At 40.7% G+C, this 21,221-nt stretch carries 17 protein-coding genes; 10 read left to right on the forward strand and 7 right to left on the reverse strand.

The annotated features are described in order from the left end of the window. Positions 1–30 precede the first annotated feature (30 nt). The 4 genes from BST86_RS05715 to BST86_RS05735 all read left to right on the forward strand — a co-directional run bounded on the left by BST86_RS05715 (position 31) and on the right by BST86_RS05735 (position 3,670). Complete coding sequence (locus BST86_RS05715; RefSeq protein ID WP_105982421.1) at positions 31–921, forward strand: 3-hydroxybutyryl-CoA dehydrogenase; 891 nt, start codon at positions 31–33, stop codon at positions 919–921. Positions 922–1,353: 432 nt separating this feature from the next. After that, positions 1,354–2,580 carry a DUF1015 domain-containing protein gene (locus BST86_RS05725; RefSeq protein WP_105982423.1) on the forward strand — a complete coding sequence of 409 codons (1,227 nt, stop codon included), beginning with the start codon at positions 1,354–1,356 and terminating at the stop codon, positions 2,578–2,580. Further along, positions 2,573–3,244, forward strand: coding sequence for a YggS family pyridoxal phosphate-dependent enzyme (locus BST86_RS05730; protein WP_105982424.1), 672 nt, complete (start codon positions 2,573–2,575; stop codon positions 3,242–3,244). The genes BST86_RS05725 and BST86_RS05730 overlap by 8 nt, the downstream gene beginning before the upstream one ends. A gap of 30 nt (positions 3,245–3,274) precedes the next feature. Continuing rightward, positions 3,275–3,670, forward strand: coding sequence for a DUF2721 domain-containing protein (locus BST86_RS05735; RefSeq protein WP_105982425.1), 396 nt, complete (start codon positions 3,275–3,277; stop codon positions 3,668–3,670). Between the two features lie 57 nt (positions 3,671–3,727). Here BST86_RS05735 and BST86_RS05740 read toward each other — a convergent pair whose 3' ends face one another. The 4 genes from BST86_RS05740 to dapF all read right to left on the reverse strand — a co-directional run bounded on the left by BST86_RS05740 (position 3,728) and on the right by dapF (position 6,980). Then, on the reverse strand, positions 3,728–4,384 hold the full coding sequence (locus BST86_RS05740) for a peptidoglycan-binding protein LysM (RefSeq protein WP_105982426.1): 657 nt from the start codon (positions 4,382–4,384) through the stop codon (positions 3,728–3,730). 256 nt (positions 4,385–4,640) lie between these two features. Continuing rightward, positions 4,641–5,687, reverse strand: a complete 1,047-nt coding sequence (gene mltG / locus BST86_RS05745; protein WP_105982427.1) for an endolytic transglycosylase MltG — start codon at positions 5,685–5,687, stop codon at positions 4,641–4,643. Beyond that, a complete protein-coding gene (locus BST86_RS05750) occupies positions 5,680–6,201 on the reverse strand; it encodes a GNAT family N-acetyltransferase (RefSeq protein WP_055412899.1) in 522 nt (173 codons plus the stop codon). The genes mltG and BST86_RS05750 overlap by 8 nt, the downstream gene beginning before the upstream one ends. After that, positions 6,198–6,980, reverse strand: coding sequence for a diaminopimelate epimerase (dapF, locus tag BST86_RS05755; protein WP_105982428.1), 783 nt, complete (start codon positions 6,978–6,980; stop codon positions 6,198–6,200). The genes BST86_RS05750 and dapF overlap by 4 nt, the downstream gene beginning before the upstream one ends. 110 nt (positions 6,981–7,090) lie before the next feature. Here dapF and BST86_RS05760 point away from each other — a divergent pair, with 110 nt between their 5' ends. Beyond that, positions 7,091–8,491 carry a trypsin-like peptidase domain-containing protein gene (locus BST86_RS05760; RefSeq protein WP_105982429.1) on the forward strand — a complete coding sequence of 467 codons (1,401 nt, stop codon included), beginning with the start codon at positions 7,091–7,093 and terminating at the stop codon, positions 8,489–8,491. Positions 8,492–8,705: 214 nt separating this feature from the next. Continuing rightward, the gene (locus BST86_RS05765; protein ID WP_105982430.1) at positions 8,706–10,154 is read left to right on the forward strand and encodes a glyceraldehyde-3-phosphate dehydrogenase; all 1,449 of its coding nucleotides are present in this window, start codon (positions 8,706–8,708) and stop codon (positions 10,152–10,154) included. Between the two features lie 139 nt (positions 10,155–10,293). Here the strand turns inward: BST86_RS05765 and BST86_RS05770 are convergent, their stop codons facing one another. Beyond that, positions 10,294–11,490 carry a DUF3095 family protein gene (locus tag BST86_RS05770; RefSeq protein WP_242446472.1) on the reverse strand — a complete coding sequence of 399 codons (1,197 nt, stop codon included), beginning with the start codon at positions 11,488–11,490 and terminating at the stop codon, positions 10,294–10,296. Positions 11,491–11,579: 89 nt separating this feature from the next. Here BST86_RS05770 and BST86_RS05775 point away from each other — a divergent pair, with 89 nt between their 5' ends. Then, positions 11,580–13,571, forward strand: coding sequence for an endonuclease (locus BST86_RS05775; RefSeq protein ID WP_105982432.1), 1,992 nt, complete (start codon positions 11,580–11,582; stop codon positions 13,569–13,571). Positions 13,572–13,653: 82 nt separating this feature from the next. On the opposite strand, the gene katG is transcribed toward BST86_RS05775, so the two are convergent. Then, positions 13,654–15,924 carry a catalase/peroxidase HPI gene (katG, locus tag BST86_RS05780; protein WP_105982433.1) on the reverse strand — a complete coding sequence of 757 codons (2,271 nt, stop codon included), beginning with the start codon at positions 15,922–15,924 and terminating at the stop codon, positions 13,654–13,656. A 370-nt stretch (positions 15,925–16,294) separates the two neighbouring features. Then, a complete protein-coding gene (locus BST86_RS05785; protein ID WP_105982434.1) occupies positions 16,295–17,047 on the reverse strand; it encodes a helix-turn-helix transcriptional regulator in 753 nt (250 codons plus the stop codon). 216 nt (positions 17,048–17,263) lie between these two features. Here BST86_RS05785 and BST86_RS05790 point away from each other — a divergent pair, with 216 nt between their 5' ends. The 3 genes from BST86_RS05790 to BST86_RS05800 are packed head-to-tail and all read left to right on the forward strand — an operon-like array spanning position 17,264 to position 21,208. Beyond that, positions 17,264–19,465 (forward strand): RelA/SpoT family protein, encoded by a 2,202-nt coding sequence (locus BST86_RS05790; RefSeq protein WP_105982435.1) that lies wholly within the window; start codon positions 17,264–17,266, stop codon positions 19,463–19,465. A 4-nt stretch (positions 19,466–19,469) separates the two neighbouring features. Then, positions 19,470–19,937 carry a Fur family transcriptional regulator gene (locus BST86_RS05795; protein WP_055412907.1) on the forward strand — a complete coding sequence of 156 codons (468 nt, stop codon included), beginning with the start codon at positions 19,470–19,472 and terminating at the stop codon, positions 19,935–19,937. Further along, positions 19,937–21,208 carry an adenylosuccinate synthase gene (locus BST86_RS05800; RefSeq protein WP_105982436.1) on the forward strand — a complete coding sequence of 424 codons (1,272 nt, stop codon included), beginning with the start codon at positions 19,937–19,939 and terminating at the stop codon, positions 21,206–21,208. The genes BST86_RS05795 and BST86_RS05800 overlap by 1 nt, the downstream gene beginning before the upstream one ends. The last annotated feature ends 13 nt before the right edge of the window (positions 21,209–21,221 follow it).

Here is a 21,221-nt window from a genome sequence, read left to right on the forward strand (position 1 = left end):
ACAACCTTTTTTAACCCGTAAATACATCAAATGAAAAATATTACCATCATAGGCGCCGGAACCATGGGAAACGGCATTGCACATACTTTTGCCCAGTCAGGATTTAAGGTTTCTCTGGTTGATATATCTCAGGAAGCTATCGATAGAGGTTTGGGAACGATAAGTAAGAACCTGGACCGCATGATTGCCAAAGAAAGAATTACCGAGGCAGATAAAAAGGAAACCCTAGATAACATCACCTCCTATACTTCTATCCCAGATGGTGTTCAGAAAGCAGATCTTATTGTTGAGGCGGCTACAGAGAATTTAGAGTTGAAATTGAAGATCTTCAAACAACTGGATGAGGCTGCACCAGCAGATTGTATTCTAGCTACAAACACTTCTTCCATCTCCATCACTCAAATTGCTGCCATTACCAGCAGACCTGATCAGGTAATTGGAATGCATTTTATGAATCCGGTGCCTATCATGAAGTTGGTAGAGATCATACGCGGTTATTCCACCAGCGATGAAGTCACTAAGACTATTATGGACTTATCTGTTCAGCTAGGAAAAACACCAACTGAAGTAAACGACTATCCAGGTTTTGTGGCTAACCGCATCTTGATGCCTATGATCAATGAGGCGATTGAAACCTTATACAATGGCGTTGCTGGAGTTGAAGAGATTGATACCGTAATGAAATTGGGAATGGCACATCCTATGGGACCACTACAACTTGCAGATTTTATAGGGCTGGACGTTTGTCTCTCTATATTGAATGTGATGTATGACGGTTTCAAAAAAGATAAATACGCACCATGCCCACTATTGGTCAATATGGTGATGGCTGGCAAGAAAGGCGTTAAATCTGGTGAAGGTTTTTACGATTATTCAGTATCAAGAAAAGCAGAAAAGGTTTCTAAGAGTTTTATTGATTAACGAACATGAAAAAATCGATTGTAATTGTATTTGCTTTGATAATGTTCTCGTCTTGCGATAACATATTGAAAAAAGAAAATCCATATGTCTTTCCAAAATTCAATTCAGAACGTAACACCTTTAATGAAGAAATCAAATCTGAAACGAAGGCTAAAAATGTCAGTTTTGGAGTTTCGTCAATGAATAATGACTCTATAACCATATTAACAATTAATGTTAAGGAACCGAAGTTCAATTTTTACAATGACAGTTTACTAAGAATAAAAGGAATTAAATTGTTCAGTATAAGTCAAAAGGAAATATCAAATCTTGAAATTTATGATTCTCTATATTTTCACTTTGAAAAGTCTGATCATAAGAAATTTGTTGAAAGACAAGAGATCGCAATTTTGAAGTATCCTATTCAGAGAAAATAAACTCAAAGCTTCAGAAATGCCCACCATAAAACCTTTCAAAGCCATTAGAGCAACGCCAGAAAAGGCGGCGCATGTCATCTCGCGCACCTATCAGGATTACGGCCCAGAAGAATTGGAGGCATTGCTTAAATTCAATCCGTTTAGTTTTTTGCACATCCTTAATCCAGGATACAAATACAGCCACGAGATTACTGGTGAAGAAAGATTCAATCTCGTACGCAATAGGTTTCTGGAGTTTAGGGAAGAAAATCATTTACTTCAGGAAAGTGTTCCTGCCTTTTACCTTTATGAGAATAAAGATCCCCATCATGAGTACACGGGAATTATTGCCGCCGCAAGTGTAGAGGATTACCAGAGCAACCGCATCAAAAAACACGAAGATACCTTATCACATAAAGAGGTGTTGTTTAAAGAGTATCTTAAAATCGTAGGTTTCAACGCAGAACCGGTATTGTTAACCTATAAAGATGATGATGTCATAGAAAACATCACCGAACAGATAAAGAAATCTTTACCTGCATATCATTTTTCGACCACAGATTTTAACAGCCACAAAATATGGACCGTTACAGATCCTGACCTGATTGCGTCCATTCAAAAGATATTTGCAAACAAAGAGCATTTGTACATTGCAGATGGTCATCATCGCAGCTCAAGTTCGTCACTGCTGGCGCAAGAAATGGGAGAAAAACATGATAGCTATAACTATTTCATGAGTTTCTTGATTTCAGAGAGTCAGCTCAATATCTATGAATTCAATAGATTGGTCAAAGACCTTAATGGCCATTCTAAAGAGTCCTTTCTTATGCAGCTTGATCAGTATTTCAGGATACAGAATCGTGGTCTGGAAATCTACAAGCCTTCAAAAAAACATCATTTTTCCATGTATCTGGATGGTGATTTCTACAGCCTTTATTTACGCAAGGGTTTGCACCGCATCAAGAATGCCCTGGACGATCTGGATACACAGATGTTATACGATTTAGTGCTGCAACCTATCCTGGGAATCGCAGATTTAAGAAATGAAGGTCGCATCGATTACAGTTATGGCAAGTCAGACTTGTTGGTGATGAAGTCAAAAATCGACCAAGGCGAATATGCCGTAGGTTTTGGACTATTTCCTGCCACGGTAGAACAAATGAAATCCATTGCAGATGCTGACTTAAGGATGCCTCCCAAAAGCACCTTCATCAGGCCCAAACTTCCCAGTGGATTGATCATATACGAATTTGAAAATGAGTAAAATAGCAGATAATATAGTTCGCTTTCGCGAAAGCGTAGAACCACAAGCCACCCTAGTAGCGGTAAGCAAGACAAAACCTATAAGCGACCTGCAAGAGGCCTATGATGCTGGACAGCGACACCTAGGTGAGAACAAGATCCAGGAAATGACCGAAAAATGGGAAACGTTGCCCAAGGACATTCACTGGCACATGATAGGTCACACGCAACGTAATAAGGTCAAGTACATGGCGCCTTACGTGCATTTGATTCATTCTGTTGACTCGCCGCGACTGGCCAAAGAAATCAACAAACAAGCTCAAAAAAACGATCGGGTCATCAATTGCCTATTACAGGTATTCATAGCAGATGAAGAAAGTAAATATGGATTTGACGAGGACGAGTTGATGGCATATCTAAACTCTGACGCCTTCAAAAACCTGAAAAACATCAATATTCACGGCCTCATGGGCATGGCTACCTTTACAGATGACAAGGACCAAGTAAGAGCAGAATTCAAATCGCTCATGGCGATGTTTGACAAAATAAAATCTGAGCAATTGCTGGATCCTAGACATGAGTTTGACGAACTTTCCATGGGAATGACGGGTGATTATGAGATCGCTTTAGAAGAAGGCAGTACCATGGTACGCATAGGCAGCGCTATTTTTGGCAGTAGAGATTAACATGATCATGAATAAATAATATCATCAACCGTGGAACTAACCTTAAGCATACCAGCATTACTATTCCCAGCGATCTCATTGACCATGCTGGCCTACAATGCTAGGTATCTCGCTATTGCGGCATTGATAAGAAGTTTGCACAGCAAATACGAAGAGTCTGCATCAGAGCCTGTGTTGCAACAGGTACGTAAATTGAGAAAGCGACTCACTATAATCAAAAACATGCAAGCGGTCGCCATCGTTAGTTTTTTGCTGGCAGTGATCACCATGTTTTTGATATATATTGAGAAGAGCTTCTGGGCAAATATTGTTTTTGGTGTGAGTCTATTGGCCTTGATGGTTTCCTTGATTCTATCACTTATAGAAGTACAGCTATCTACAAAAGCATTAAGTATACAGCTCAAGAGCATTGGGACGAAAAAGTGATAAAATCAAAAAGCCCGACTTTAACAGTCAGGCTTTTATACTATTGTCAATTCGTGATTAATCAAGCACGCGGCTCAAATCATAACCTCCAAATTTTTTAAGATAACCTCTTACAGAACTACCGTAGGCATCGCGACTGCGACCAGAACCATTTGTTCTCAAGTACTTCTTGACACCACCTACACCACTAAGGTGAGCCGCGGCAAGAATACCACTTTCTGTTACCTTGACACCACCTACTTCCTTGCCTTCAAACATTTCAATGTAATCTTCCAGCATGGTGTGGTTGTACTTCAGGTTCTTTAAAAAAACACGTTCCTGTAATCTAGGCGATTGTAAAAAAGCCAAGGAATCATTAACACCAAAGGTGCGCAGGGTACTCATACCAAACTGGTATTTACCAAGATATCCCAATGTATTCACGACACCATATTTTCCTTGGGATTCCTTAAACGCAAGTGCCTCTCTAAAAGAGATAAAGGAGTCAGAATTAGGTGTTGCTAGTGAGTACTCCTTAAGATCCTTAGTATAGGATTCAAAAGTTTCATCATTGGGACCATAAAGGACAGGTCTTGTAGCACTAGTCAAAAACGTCATTTTTGACTCTTGGTGCTTTTGGATGCTTTTTACACTTAAATTGTCTTTTTTGAAGACAAAGAATCCAGCGATTAAAACTACTGGATAAGCTAAAAAGTTTACAAAGTTTGTTCTCATAGTTTACTGTTTCGAAAGCTGCTGTCACCCTTTCTAAAAGCGCTGCAAATTTACAACATAATTCCAGCTGAACTACAAAAGTTTGTTAAACAGTTAGTTAACCGATTTTCAGAACTTAAAATCGGCTGCTACAAGTGATGATTAGGGCGATTGCTGAAAACCCAAACGAATTCAAAAAGTTAAAAAAATTAACTAAAAACGGCTTTTCAGGATTTAAATAGGAGAAATACTGGACCTCAAAACGTCAGATCTGGATCTAGCGATTGACTTTTTGAGCACTTATCCATTGACGATATCGATCTGCCTTTCGGTTATGCTCTGACAAGGTTTTGGAAAAATCGTGGTACCCAAAGTTGTCAATATTTGCCACAAAATAGAGATAGTCGTGTTTTTTATAATTCAAAACCGCATCGATAGCACTTAAATCAGGCGTGACTATGGGTCCCGGCGGCACGCCAGGATATTTGTAGGTATTGTAGCGGTTATCAATCGTGAGATCTTTGTACAAAACTCGTTTAATCACTTGATTAAAATCATTGTCCGTTAATTTCTTGGCATAAATAACGGTTGGATCTGCATCCAGTTTGATTCCGTTTTTCAGTCTATTTATGTACACGCCAGCAACAACGGGACGTTCGTCCACTTTTGCCGTTTCTTTATGAACTATGGCCGCCAGTGATGTGACTTGTTGTGGCGTCAAGCCCAGCGCTGCCGCTCTGGCTCTTCTCGTTTCGTTCCAGAAGCTTTTCCATGAGGCGAGCATTCTTCTTCTGTAAGCTTCTGGAGAACTGTTCCAGTAGAATTCATACTGGTTGGGCAGATACATCGACAATGCATTCTCTTGGGTAAATCCGTTTTCCTTAAGAAAAGTTGGGTCTCTCATGACATTAAGCAGACTCAGACTATCGGGTTCCAACTGGCTCGCGATACGACCAGCAAGGTCCTCTAATCGCTCTTGATTGTTGAACCTCACATTCAATGGTATATTGCGGGAACGTACGGCATTAATAATGTCATTGTTACTCATACCAGGCTCGATTAGGAAACGTCCTGCTTTTACATTCTTATTATAGCCTTTACGCACTGCCGTTTCATGCAATGCATCTCGATCCTCGACAGCATCTGCCATTGCGAGAAATGCGGTATTATAATCGGCGCCCGTTGGAATAAGCACTTCAAAGGTACCTTCAGTAAAGTTGGTGTTTGTTGTGAAAAACGTATCATAAACCCTGTAGGCAAAAAACGCCATCACAACCAGTCCCATGAGGACGATTCCCAGTAATATCTTCTTGTATTTATTCATTGATCAATTGGTAGATGACCTCATTTTTGTAGGCCTTGTCCGTTGCAATCCAGTCTTTTTTTATTCCGCTTTCGCGAAAGCGTAACTTCTCAAATAATTTCCTGCTCGCCAGATTATCCTCTGCAATTCCTGCATACAATTGGTGCAATCTTAGCCGGTTGAAGCTGTAGTCAATCATCATTTGCAAACCAGCACTGGCATAGCCTTTTGATCTATCCAGATCTTGCGGAATCACGATGCCAACTCCTGCGCGTTTGTGATAGGGATCAAAATCGTAAAGATCCACTACTCCAACAATGCTATCGTCCTTCTTACAAATGGCAAGTCGCAACTGTTTTACTTCATAAATATCCCGATGGGCATTTTCAAGATACTCGCGTATGGTAAACTTTGAGTAAGGTGTCAAAGTGTGGCCTACATCCCAAAGCGCTGGATTATTCTCCAGCTGATAGATGTACTCCAGATCTTCTGGATCTACGGCACGTAGTTTACAAGTTTCAGTTTCTAGGATCATAACTCGATGGTGCCTTTAAAAACTTGAGTAGCTGGTCCCGTGAGCCAGATGTTTTGATATCCTGTTGGTGTTGGTTCGAAGTTTACCTGCAAATTACCTCCAGGCGTTTGCAATTCTACCGTTTGGGATTGCGTCTGTCCGGTTTTATGCATGGCCAGCGCAACCGCTGTAACTCCAGTACCACAGCTTAAGGTCTCATCTTCAACGCCACGTTCATAAGTTCGCGCCTTAAAAGTGGATGAGGTCACTGGTTGGACAAAATTGATATTGGCACCTTCTTTACCGTAAAGCTCGTTTCGCAAGTGTCGACCTTGATGAAATACATCTACGTGGTCAATGTTATCTGTCAACTCCACATGGTGTGGTGAGCCGGTGTTTGTAAATACATGACCGTCAAAAAGCTGTAAATTTTTGACATCCATCATTTGTAAGCTAACCGTACCGTTGTCAAATATTTTGGCATGGTGTAGACCATCAATGGCCTCAAATGTCGTATTGTCAGTAGCTACGCCCAGAAATCGTGCAAAACTGGCAATACATCTACCGCCATTACCACACATGCTACTCTCATTTCCATCGGCATTGTAATAAACCATGGTAAAGTCATGCAGTTTATTGTTTTGAAGCAGAATCAATCCATCTGCACCGATGCCAAATTTGCGATCGCATAGTCTTGCTATAAGTTTGGTATCTTTTTTGGAGAATTGTTCTTGACGATCATCGATGATGATAAAATCGTTACCGGTACCTTGATATTTATGAAACGTAATAGATTGCATCTTGCAAATGTACGTGGATCGTTAAAATTACGATTGTTAAATACGGGTTAATCATCGACGCTCAAACAATGAAAGAACAAATAAACAGTTTTTAATTTAAACACCATTATATGAAATCCATACTTAAATCTGTAGGAGCTGCCGTTCTAGGTGGCGCAGTGGTATTGGGATCTTATAAAACATTTATAGAACCCGATACATCATCAAAAATTGAGCTTGCTCAAGAATCCATTCTTACTGCAACGCCAGTAACTTATACCAACAATGCCATCCCTAATGCAGTAGATTTTACTGAGGCAGCAGAAAAAACCGTACATGCAGTAGTACACGTTAAAAACCTGACCGTATCTCGCGGTAATCCAACCATGCGCGATTTAATGTATGGACTTGTTCCCTTGCGTCAGGCTGTAGGAACCGGTAGTGGTGTGATTATCACCAAAGATGGTTACATCGTCACCAATAATCACGTGATTGAAAATTCTCAGGCGCTACAAGTGACCTTAAATGACAATCGCACCTATGAAGCAGAAATTATAGGAACGGAACCTGGAAGTGATATTGCATTGATTAAAATTGATGTGGATGAGGATTTACCGGTAGTCGCCTTTGGAGATAGTGATCAAGCACGAATAGGCGAATGGGTACTTGCCGTAGGGAATCCATTTAATTTGACCAGTACGGTAACCGCAGGTATCATTAGTGCTAAAGGTCGCGACCTCAACACTAGAGATCAAATGCAGCAAAGTTTCATTCAGACAGATGCGGCCGTAAACCCTGGAAATTCGGGTGGTGCACTGGTCAATAATCGTGGTGAACTTATTGGGATCAATACCGCTATTCAATCACCAACTGGATCTTACACAGGATATTCCTTTGCCGTGCCGTCCAACAATGCCCGCAAGATCATTCAGGATTTGATGGAATATGGTTTTGTACAAAAAGGGATGCTGGGTATTTCTGGCGGTACTCTTAACGGACGTGCCGCTCAAGAATTAGGTCTTCAAAGTGCTGAAGGGATTTATGTTTCAGAAGTGGTAGAAGACAGCGGTGCAGAGAAAGCTGGACTTAAAAAAGGTGACATCATTACCAGTATTGACGGTGTGCGCATGAGATCTTTTGCAGACCTTTCTGGATATGTAGGATCCAAAAATCCTGGGGATTTTGTAGAAGCAACTGTATTGCGCAATGGCAAAGAAAGACCTATCTCCATCGAGATTACTAAAAATAGCACAGTCACTATCCCAGAATTGGATATGGACTTTAGAGACCTTACCAATGATGAAAAACGAAAATATAACCTAGACAGCGGTGCTCTCATCATAGGAACAAAAAACGGCCTTGCCGACACTAACCTTAACGGTTATGTCATTACCAAGGTCAACGATAGGAATGTCAAGAATGTGGAGAACCTAAAATACATCATGGATCAAACTGAAGCGAATCAGCGATTGATTCTAGAAGTGAAGAATCCACAAGGTCAGACAGAACGCTGGAGATTGACCGTGGACTAAATAAATTTTCATCTCTGATACAAGAAGGCCCAACTTAATTTGTTGGGTCTTTTTTTTATGTCATACCGGTTTTGCTTAAATCTTAAACACGGCTAGCTATTATGAAATTCATGATTTTAGTGAGTTCGCTTTCGCGAAAGCGAAAAAAACACCACCATATTTTACGAAAACGATTTAGTGGGTTATTTTTGCAAAAAATTAAACGCTTCATTTCATGAGTCAAGTAGATATCTACGAGAAGGAACTCGCTTTCCAAACAGATCGACGTCGCGCCGCAGTCGCTTTTATCAAAGCGGTGAGCGATTTATGGTACGATAAGGCCATCGAGCTGGTACTATTTAGAAACCAATTGATTGATCGCAATGTGAGCGAGATCATCAACCTGCATGAGTATGCTGGTGAATTTGTTCAAAAACCCCTATCGATTTTTGATAGTGTGGAAATCGCTCAGGCTATTCTATCGCTGGACTTGCCGCCATCAAAACTGGATATAGGTAAACTGACTTATGAATACCATCTGGAAGAAAACGAATTGCAAGATGCTCAAGCTTTTGTCGCACGCAAGTTAAATGACGCCAGAACTACGGAAGAAATCACGCCTAAAGATGTGGTGTTGTACGGTTTTGGTAGGATAGGTCGATTGCTTGCTCGCGAACTTATGTGCAAGGCTGGAAAAGGTAGCCAATTAAGATTGCGTGCCATCGTGACCAGAGGCGCGATAACAGAAAGTGTTCTTGAAAAGAGAGCCTCACTCCTTGCCCAGGATTCGGTTCATGGGGATTTTTCTGGAACAGTAAGTTATAATCTGGATGATGAATCCTTAATCATCAATGGTACTACTGTGAAGTTGATCAGCGCCAATGCGCCAGAAGATATTGATTACACAGCATATGGCATTAATGATGCTTTAATTATCGATAATACGGGTGCGTTTAGAGATGATAATGCTCTAAGCAGACACCTCAAAGCTAAAGGAGCCCATAAAGTATTGCTTACAGCACCTGGAAAAGGGATTCCCAACATTGTCCATGGTGTGAATCACAAAGAGCATCATCCTGATAAGGTGGATATTTTCTCTGCAGCAAGCTGTACGACAAATGCTATTACTCCAGTATTGAAGGCGATTGAAGATAGTTTTGGTGTTGTCAATGGTCATTTGGAAACCATTCATGCCTATACTAATGATCAGAATCTTGTAGACAACATGCACAGCAAATACCGTCGTGGTCGTGCTGCTGCCCTCAACATGGTAATTACAGAAACCGGCGCTGGTAAAGCGGTAAGCAAGGCATTGCCATCTTTTGAAGGTAAGCTAACTTCTAACGCTATACGCGTACCTGTACCTAATGGATCTCTTGCGATTCTCAATCTAGAATTGGAAACCAAAACCAGCAAGGATGCACTCAATGCTATCATGAAAAAATATGCCCTAGAAGGCGATCTAGTGGAGCAAATCAAATACAGCATTGACAATGAACTAGTATCTACAGATATCGTTGGTTCTAATGCGCCATCCATTTATGATTCCAACGCAACCATCGTCAATGAAGAAGGTAATAAAGTTGTCATTTATGTGTGGTACGATAATGAATATGGATATAGCCATCAAGTGATACGACTGGCTAAGTATATTGCAAAAGTGCGCAGATACACCTACTACTAGAGATTATCATAACTCTTAAGCTGCTTTGAAAGATTCTAAAACCTAGAATTTTTCAAAGCAGTTTTGTTTTCAATCGTTTTTTAGGCTTCACGTAGCGCAACATTACTAACTTGAATTCTCTCAAAAAAGGCGTTAGCGGTTAAGCACTTAATTTTTTCTTCAGTACTTTACTGGCTCTGGTATATCCGCCATTGTCTCCATCAAGAAAGTGAATGTGGTAATCGTCAATAGCCGTCACATAACAGGATAGAATACTGCTTTTGCTGGAATAATAACCGTACTGGATCTGATCATTACGCTCCATATTATCCAGCATCTTGAAAAACTCCTTGCGTTTCTCTACAGTTCCTGCTATGACTGTATTTATGGATCCGTCTAGAAGTAATACCTCGGTCAATTGTATAAGTTCATTGAGATAGTTGCGACCTTTTTCAGTGTACTTGACGTAAAAACTTCCAAAGATGGACCGTGCTGCCGTACTGATGATCTTGCGCAAACCTGAAGTGGCATACTTGACCTTGATCTCGTTTTTCAATTGGCTTAAACTATTGACCATCTTTAAATGTTCCATAGTAACTGGACTGCGCTGGTGATCCTCACCATAGATGCGATCCATTTCTTTGAGAATGGCTGCATAGATGTCGTGTTGAAGCGAGACATCTGTTGCATTCACTATAAGGGCGAGAACCTCATTTTGCTCTTGTGGCGGCGAGATCTTGTCCCATTTGCATTCCATACCTTCCAGGTTGAGCAGTTGAGTCTCCAATTGGGTAATGCCTAAATCCTGGGCCTCGTTGGATTTGATCTCACTTTCTGCTCGCTGTAGTGCGTCGCCTTGAATAAGTGGCATCACGTGATAGGAATTGCGCTGAAACTTAGAAATATTGAGAACACAGCCTCTATGACGCATCTCTTTAACCGTGCGATAGCCTACACGCAGGTAAAAATCAAATGAAGTCAGGCATCGCTCCTGATGATAGGTCAAAGCCTGTAGGCAAGACTCTTTAATCAATTTAGGAACAAGGAGCGTTGCCCCATCACCACCAAAGAAAAACGGAATATCAACTCCTGCCTCACGAGCAATATTAAGGCAAGCCACAATGCTGCCAGTAGCCGCAAGATTGACTTCCTGCTGTTTACCGTTTTGTACGGCGATGGTCGAGTTTTCCACATCGGTCACTATGATGAACCAATCATCTGGCACCAGGCAAAAATGAGTATGATCGGCATAGATTTCTACCAGCTGCCCAGAGTACACATATAAGTCAGAATAAAAATGTGCAGATCGATCTTGATGCATGCTCAAACATAACCAGATCGCAGGAATTACTTCCACTTAAAATCCTAAAAAAACCAGACTTAACGTTTAGGTATCATTGAATGTATAGGTAATTGATATTTTTGCCGAACCCCTTAAAAAAAGCTATGAGAAATTTTTACGTTATATGTATTGTGGTGGTTTTCGCTTTCGCGAAAGCGAGCTCACAAGTAGTCATTAACGAACTAGATGTCGACACGCCAAGTACCAACGATAGGCAATTTGTAGAACTCAAAACGGATGAGCCGTTCCAAACCCTAGAAAATATGGTACTCGTTTTCTTTAATGGAAGTAATAGCTCCACGACCGGTAATGGTAGAGTATACTATAGTTATGAACTTGATGGATTGACAAGTGATGTCAATGGTTTACTTGTTTTGGGAAGTTCACTGGTGTCACCAGCCGTTGACGCAAGATTGGCCGAAAGTAATATACAATTGGGTGCAGACGCTGTTGCCATTTACTTTGGTACGGCAGATGATTTTCCTGACCAGAGTTTTGTACAGCCCAATAACCAAAATCTGATCGATGCACTAGTGTATGATACAGATGATGCAGATGTACAAGTCCTACTTGATGGTCTAGGTGAAACCGTGCAATACAATGAAAATGAAAACGGTAGAAAAACAACAGAATCCATCCAACGCAAGGCAGATGGAACCTATGAGGTAAAAGCACCTACACCGCATTCCTTAAACGATGCCACAGAGACGTCCTACATAGGTGTTGATTTTAGAATCACAGCGACTGAGGATTTGAACGAAGGTGACTTTTTTAGTCTCACCTTTACCTTAACCAGACCTGCAGATCAGGAATTCACCTTAGATTTTAGCCTCAATAATGGAACTTTTGATGAAGCAGATTATACTGGCGTGACAGAAATATTTATTCCCGCCGGCCAGACTTCACAGCAGTTGGATTTTGAATTAGTGAATGACAATATAGATGAAGGTGATGAATTTATGAGAGTCGATCTAAACGACAACCTACCAATAGGCTTTAAGAGAATCAAAGACAATGTGGAGTACGTAGTTATAGATGATGATTTTACCGTAGCAAATTATGGGAATCCAACTACACCTACCTACGGTAATGTGAGACCTACCATTCCTGCAGATTATTATGACGAGCTGGAAAACAAGTCCAGTCCAGAATTGGAGCAAGCCATTACCGCGATTATTGCAGAAACTGGAGTCGTACGCCACCATACGTATGCAGACATCACCACCATTCTTAAAAAAGCTGATGCCAGTGCGCTTAACAGCAATAAAGTATGGCTCATGTACTCTGAAACTGAACGTCGTGATGTATTGTTTCAAGATGGTAGTGATGGGTCTGGAAGATGGAACCGAGAGCACGTCTTTCCAAGATCTCGTGGTGGTTACGATAGCCTGGAAGATTTAGATGATATCGCAGATGGTATTGACGTTTGGGTAGAAACCAGCGTGGATAGTTTAAGACATGGTAATAGCGACGCCCATCATTTAAGAGCCACAGACTCTGGAACAAACTCTTCTAGAGGTGATGATAATTTTCCAGAATATAACGGCCCTACAGGCAATCAAGGTTCTTGGCATGGTGACGTGGCACGATCCATTTTCTATATGACCCTACGTTACAACTACAATGAGTCTCAAATGCTTCAGGTAGTAAATGGTTATCCTGAAAATCGTTTAGGTCAAATAGGCGATCTTCAAACGCTATTGCAATGGCACCAGGAAGATCCAGTGGATGACTTTGAAATGAATAGAAATAATGTGGTTTATGACTGGCAACGCAATAGAAACCCTTTCATAGATCGACCAGAATTGGTAGATTTTATCTTTGGCGATAAGGTTGGACAATCCTTTACGCTTTCTAATACTACAGAGGTATTGGATCAAGTCAGCATATATCCCAATCCTTCTCGCGGTTTGTTTTATGTCAAAAATATTACAGAACCTTTGACCATGCGAGTTTATGATACCTTAGGTCGTGAAGCTTTAACCAAGGAACTTACCAGCGATGCTCCAATACAGCACCAACTTGCCAGTGGTATTTACATGGTACGTTTGAGCGGTGACTCAGGTACTACGGTTAGAAAATTGATCGTCGAATAAGCTTTTAGAAAAGCCTCAAATGGCAACAAACAAAAAAGCCGATTCAAGATTGAATCGGCTTTTTGCATATTATAAATGAATATTAGAATTGATCTACCAGATCAAAACGGTCTAGGTTCATTACTTTGGTCCATGCTTTAGCAAAGTCTTTTACAAACTTTTCTTTGGCATCATCGCTGGCATAAACCTCTGCAATGGCTCTTAGTTCACTATTGGATCCAAAAATAAGATCTACTCTAGAACCACGATACTTCTTCTGGCCAGTTTTGCGATCTGTACCGTCAAACAACAACTCTGCTGAAGATGCTGCATTCCAGGTAATTCCCAAGTCAGTAATTACTACAAAGAAATCATTAGTCAATGTCCCTGGAGTATTAGTGAATATTCCTGTATCGCTACCATCTTGATTGGTATTAAGTGCTCGCATACCACCTATTAGCACAGTCATTTCAGGAATGGAAAGCGTCATCAAATTAGCTCTATCAATCATCAATTCCTCACCTGATGCTTTTTGACCGTTAGCGATATAGTTTCTAAAGGCGTCTGCCTTAGGCTCTAGATAGCCAAAAGATTCTACATCAGTTTGCTCTTGCAATGCATCTGCACGTCCTGGTGTGAATTCTACCTCTACATCATGTCCAGCGTCTTTAGCAGCTTTTTCAACCGCAGCTGTACCACCTAAAACAATAAGGTCTGCCATAGAAACTTGCTTGTTGCCGCTTGCATTATTATTGAAATTAGTCTGTATCTCTTTCAAAATGTTCAACACCTTGTGCAACTGTTTAGGATTGTTGACTTCCCATTGGTTTTGAGGTGCCAGTCGTATATGTCCACCATTAGCTCCACCACGTTTATCTGAGTGTCTATAGGTAAAGGCAGATGCCCAAGCCACGCTTACCAATTCTGATACAGACAATCCTTTACTTAAAATTTCAGATTTCAGTTGCTCGACGTCATCTGCATTGATCACGTCATAATCTACCGTTGGGATCGGGTCTTGCCATGTAAAGTCCTCCTCAGGCACATCTGCACCTAGATACAATGATTTAGGTCCCATGTCCCTATGAGTAAGTTTGAACCACGCTTTCGCGAAAGCGTCTTCAAATTCAGCTGGATTGGCTCTAAATCTCTTAGATATTTCCAGATACTTTGGATCCATCTTAAGTGCCATATCTGCTGTAGACATCATTAGATCTTGAGTCTTTGAGGCATCGCCAGCCATAGGTGCCTTCATGGCATTAGAGGCTTCAGTAGGTTTCCATTGGTGTGCACCTGCAGGACTTTTAGTGAGCTCCCATTCATAATCCAACAAGACCTTAAAGTAATCGTGATCCCATTGAATAGGATTTGGAGTCCAGGCTCCTTCTAGTCCACTGGTAATAGTATGGTCACCTTTTCCAGTTTTATAGCTGTTTTTCCATCCCATGGACATTTCTGCCATAGGTGCTCCAGCAGGCTCCGCACCTACATATTGTTCAGGATCTGCTGCACCATGGGCTTTTCCAAAAGTATGCCCACCAGCAACCAGTGCCACGGTTTCTTCATCGTTCATCGCCATACGACCAAAGGTTTCTCTAATGTCATGCGCAGAACCTAACGGATCTGGATTTGCATTAGGTCCTTCTGGATTCACATATATCAATCCCATGTGAGTAGCTCCTAGAGGCGATTCCAATTCTCCTTCTGCATAGCGGGCTTCGTTACCCATCCATTCCGTTTCAGAACCCCAATAAATATCTTGTTCTGGCTCCCATACATCCGTACGACCACCTGCAAAACCTTTTAATTTGAGTCCCATGGACTCGATCGCCATATTACCGGCAAGAATCAAAAGATCTGCCCAAGAAATTTGCTGACCATATTTCTTCTTTATAGGCCATAAAAGTAATCTCGCCTTATCAAGGTTACCGTTATCTGGCCAACTGTTTAATGGTGCAAATCTCTGGTTACCAGTTCCTGCTCCACCACGACCGTCACCTATGCGATAGGTTCCTGCTGCGTGCCATGCAAGACGGATCATTAATCCACCATAATGACCATAATCTGCAGGCCACCATTCTTGAGAATCTGTCATGAGATTCTTCAAATCTGTTTTTAATGCTTCCAGATCAAGATTCTTAAATGCAGTTGCATAGTCAAAAGTCTCGTCCAGTGGGTCAGACTTAGGTGCGTTTTGTCTTAGTATGTTTAATTTAAGGGCATTGGGCCACCAGTCTCTATTGGTTGTTCCGCTTCCAGCAGTACTGGAAGGTGCGCCACCCATAAAAGGACATTTGGCTACTGCGCTGGAATCATTTATATCCCAAACATTTGAATTAGCAGCACCTTTGTCGTGGTGATTATTGTTATCCATGATAATTATTTTTATTAAACCTTTTCAAAAATATTTCAATTTGCGGCCTTATACAGGGGATTTTCAATGATTAAACGCACGGCTTCATAGTCAAAATCTATCGTAAGCTGAGTTTCAACAGTATTAATCAATAACAAGTTGTTGATAAGATCACTGCTGACTCAGAGAAAACCTATTTAAATAGGGAATGAGAAAAATATTTCATCAAACAAGATCTGCTTATGGTTTAATTTGAAACGGCTGGATACATCATGTTGATAATCTTTAAAGTGCGATCCCAAAACATATGATGTCATATTGCAATGTGTTTTTCTATAGCTAACATCAATGATTGACTGTGCCATGTCGCATAGCAAGCGTCAATCCACTATTAGTTGGGATTAAGATGGCTAATGAGCTCTGTAGCGCTATTCACGTTGAGCTTTTTGTAAATATTTTTTACATGGGTTTTTACTGTGTGAATGGACACATTCAATTCTTGAGCAATGTCTTTTCTAGTGTTTCCTTTTGAGAGTAACTCGGCAAGTTTTAATTCTGTTGCGGTAAGCACCTCAAGTTCATGTAAAATCATGCGGTCATAGATCAATTCTTGTCCGCTATCTGTTTGTAGTCTAACAATACCGCGCACTCCGTTGATCTGCAATGACGATTCATAACATATCCCAGTAGATGCAGTGGCGTTGCCTTGTTCATCAAAAACGGTATAAGAACTATATTCTACGATAGAAATAGTTTCCTTGTTATCGTGCCCTTTCAATCTATAGTAAACCTCAAACATGATATTGGATCTATCCTTAGGCTCCATTGCTTTGTAGGCAGTCTCCATTTCAGGAAATATATGCTGGGCAAGTTTTGCCAGATCTTCTGAAACCATGATTTCTGGAAGAACATCCAGCCCTTTCTCGCAAAATTCTGCGGAGTTTAATCCAGTGAATGCAGCACACTGATCACTGACAAATTCGTATCCCAACGTGTGCAGATTAAGTAGATAAGAAAATGAATTTTTATGCAGCGATTGATTGGAAGCTCGTTTGAACCTGTGAATCAATTTTTTCAAATCATCTTCAGGTAAACGAGTGTTACTTTTTAGTAGGGACTTGTGCATTTTAAGCGCTTCTTTCATGTCAACACCATTTTTTGAGCGATGTACTTAAAGGGGATTTAAAACTACATATAAAATTGTTAAAGACGTGGACTTAATTGATTAGGGACGAATAATCTAGATTAAAAGAAGCAGTGTTTAATGTTTTCTCGCTTTCGCGAAAGCGAACTCAAACAATCCGACATACTGCATGATTAACTATTGGTGGATGTTTCAAACTAATGTATTTTTACTATAATGACAGAAGCTGCCGTAAAAGAGGAAAACAAGCGCATTGCCAAGGAATACAAGGAATTGCTCAAGATTAGTTATCAGGCCTTGTCCAATGACGACAAGAAGCTGATCAGGAAAGCTTTTGACATTGCTGTAGAAGCGCATGCGCCACAACGGCGCAAGTCTGGAGAGGCGTACATTTTTCACCCGATTGCGGTGGCAAAAATTGTTGCCAAACAAATAGGCCTTGATGCCACGGCCATCGCCGCTGCCCTATTGCACGACGTGGTTGAGGATACCCAATACACGCTCGCAGATATCGAGGAGCTATTCAATCCCACTATTGCCAGGATCGTAGATGGACTGACCAAGATCATGCACCTTAAGAATGAGGCCGATATTTCCTCACAGGCAGAGAACTTCCGGAAGATGTTGTTGACGCTCAATGATGATGTACGGGTTATTATCATCAAGATTGCAGATCGTTTGCACAACATGCAAACCATGGACAGCATGCCACCGGCAAAGCAAGTTAAAATTGCCAGCGAGACGCTCTATATTTATGCGCCCATCGCCCATCGATTGGGGCTTTACAACATTAAAACCGAACTTGAAGATCTAGGTCTTAAATATACAGAGCCAGAGGTTTTTGATGACATCCAGAAATCGATTAAAGAAAGTAAGGAGCAACAGGATGCTTACATCAAGCAATTCAGCTCCATAATTGATGATAGTCTGGAAAAAGAAGGCCTAGAATACTATATTAAGGGTAGACCTAAATCGGTTTTTTCCATACGTCGTAAGATGCTCAAACAAAATGTAAGTTTTGACGAGGTCTATGACAAGTTTGCCGTGCGTATTGTTTTTAGAAGCGACAGAGCAAACGAGAAGTTTCTAGCTTGGAAAATATACAGTGTGGTCACAGACCATTTTAGACCCAATCCGGTACGTTTGAGAGATTGGATAAGCTCACCTAAATCCACTGGTTACGAAGCCTTACACATCACCGTAATGGGACCAGATGGTCGCTGGGTAGAAGTACAGATACGTAGCGAACGCATGCACGAGATTGCAGAAAAAGGATATGCTGCTCATTATAAGTACAAACAAGGAAATCAAGAAGATGGCCTTGATGAATGGCTCAACCGTCTTCAAGAGGCTTTGGAAAATTCAGAATCAAATGCGATTGATTTTGTGGAGCAATTCAAACTCAATCTTTACAGCAAGGAAATATTTGTGTTTACTCCTAAAGGTGAGCTCAAGTCACTGCCTAAAGGAGCAACACCGTTAGATTTTGCATTTGCTATTCATACTGAAGTAGGTCTTCACACCCGTGGCGCTCGCGTAAATGGTAAACTTGTGCCATTATCACATACGCTTAATAGTGGTGACCAGGTAGACATCATTACCAGCGATAACCAAAAGCCGACTAAGAACTGGTTGGATTATGCAACAACCGCGCGCGCGCGATCAAAAATTAAAAGTGCCCTTAAAGAGGATCAAAAGGACGTTGCCGCAGAAGGAAAAGTTATTCTTACCCGTAAGCTCAAATCCCAAAAGATCAAGCTGGACGAGAATACGGTCAATGAAATGGTTACCTTCTTTAAAATGAAAACCAGTCAAGACCTTTTCTATAGGGTTGGATTAGGCAGTATTGACAATAAAATGATCAAGGACTACGCAAACAGTCGTAGTAATGCCTTGTACTCTTTCTTCAAAAGCAAAATGCGCAAAAAGGAAGAAAATGTTGATTTGTATAAGGAAGAGGTTACTCAAAAGTACGATGAACTGGTCTTCGGTAAGGAGCAAGCCAGTCTAGATTATACCTTATCTAAATGTTGCAACCCTATTCCGGGTGATGCGGTATTTGGTTTTACCACGGTGAGTGAAGGCATCAAGGTCCATAAAAATAATTGCCCAAATGCGATAAGTCTACAAAGTAAATATGCGTATCGTATTATTTCTGCCAAATGGATTGATTCTTCTCAAAAAGAACATCGCGCCGATATCAATTTAGAAGGAATAGATCGTATGGGATTAGTACAGGAAGTCACACAGCTTATCTCTGAAAATATGCATGTGAATATTAGAAATATAAGCTTTACCAGTGATGATGGTATATTTAAGGGACAGATTACCGTAGTGGTTCCCAACATAAGTATGCTCACCAAGCTCATGCAGAATTTGAATAAAATAAATGGTATCGATAAGGTTACCAGATCATAATAGAATGAAAGAAATTATCAACAATTTAGAAAGAGAACAAGAAATCGTTAGAGGTGTTTTTACGCAATTTCTAAGCGAAAATAAGCACAGAAAAACGCCAGAACGATATGCCATATTAGACGAGATTTATGCCAGTGAAGAGCATTTTGATGTTGAGTCGCTCTACATCAAAATGAAGGAACAAAATTATAGAGTGAGCCGCGCCACGCTTTATAACACCATAGAATTACTGTTGGATTGTGGACTTGTTCGCAGGCATCAATTTGGGCAGAATCAGTCGCATTATGAGAAGTCCTATTTTGACAGACAACACGATCATTTAATTATTCAGGATACTAACGAGGTCATCGAGTTTTGTGACCCTAGAATTGAGTCGATAAAAAAGACAATTGAAGAGGTGTTTGATGTTAAGATTGCCAGCCATTCTTTATACTTTTACGGCGTTAAAAACACAACCGAAAACAACAAATAATGGCAGTAGATCTATTGCTCGGTCTTCAATGGGGCGACGAGGGAAAAGGAAAGATTGTAGACGTACTCACTTCTAACTATAATATCATCGCAAGATTTCAAGGTGGACCTAATGCAGGACATACGCTTGAATTTGATGGTATCAAGCATGTACTGAGAACGATCCCATCTGGGATATTTCATGAAGAATCCATAAATGTCATAGGGAATGGTGTTGTTATCGATCCAGTAGTTTTTGTACAAGAGCTTGATGGATTAGATCAATTTAAAATTGATTACAAGAAAAAATTGATCATTTCCAGAAAAGCGCATATCATACTACCTACCCACAGGTTGCTAGATGCGGCCTCTGAAACTTCAAAAGGAAAGGCAAAAATAGGCTCAACGCTTAAAGGCATTGGTCCTACCTATATGGATAAGACTGGCCGTAATGGTATACGTATAGGTGATCTAGAAATGGATGGCTGGAAAGAAAAGTACCGTGCACTGGCTAACAAGCATGAAGCACTTATTAATTTCCATGACGTTGACATTCAGTATGATCTCAATGAAATGGAAGAAGAGTTTTTTACCGCTGTAGAGCGATTAAAAGAATTGACGTTCATAGATTCTGAAGAGTATTTGCAGCAAGCCCAGAAAAGTGGAAAAAGCATTCTTGCCGAAGGTGCTCAAGGCTCATTGTTGGATATTGATTTTGGAACCTATCCGTTTGTAACATCCTCCAACACTACCGCTGCTGGTGCTTGTACCGGTTTAGGCGTTGCTCCTAATCAAATAGGTGAAGTGTATGGAATTTTCAAAGCCTATACGACTCGTGTAGGTAGCGGTCCTTTCCCAACAGAATTATTTGATGAAGTAGGAGAAAAAATGGCCAAAGTAGGACACGAATTTGGCGCCGTTACTGGTCGTCCACGCCGTTGTGGCTGGCTAGATCTTGTTGCTTTAAAATACACCTGTCAAGTCAACGGAGTTACCCAACTCATGATGATGAAAGGTGACGTGCTTTCTGGATTTAAGGAGTTGAAAGTTTGTACTGCATACAAATCCAACGATAAAGAAATTGAGCATTTACCATATAACATAGAACCAGAAAATGTGACGCCAGTCTACAAGTCCTTTCCTTGCTGGAAAGAAGACCTGACCAAAATGACAGATCCTTCACAGTTCCCTAAAGAATTAAACGAATACATAGATTTCTTAGAGAAAGAACTGGAAATTCCTATTAAGATCGTAAGCGTTGGTCCAGACCGTACACAGACTATCCATAGGTAAATAAAACCTAAGA

The organism is Nonlabens agnitus (assembly GCF_002994045.1).
Lineage (GTDB): Bacteria > Bacteroidota > Bacteroidia > Flavobacteriales > Flavobacteriaceae > Nonlabens > Nonlabens agnitus.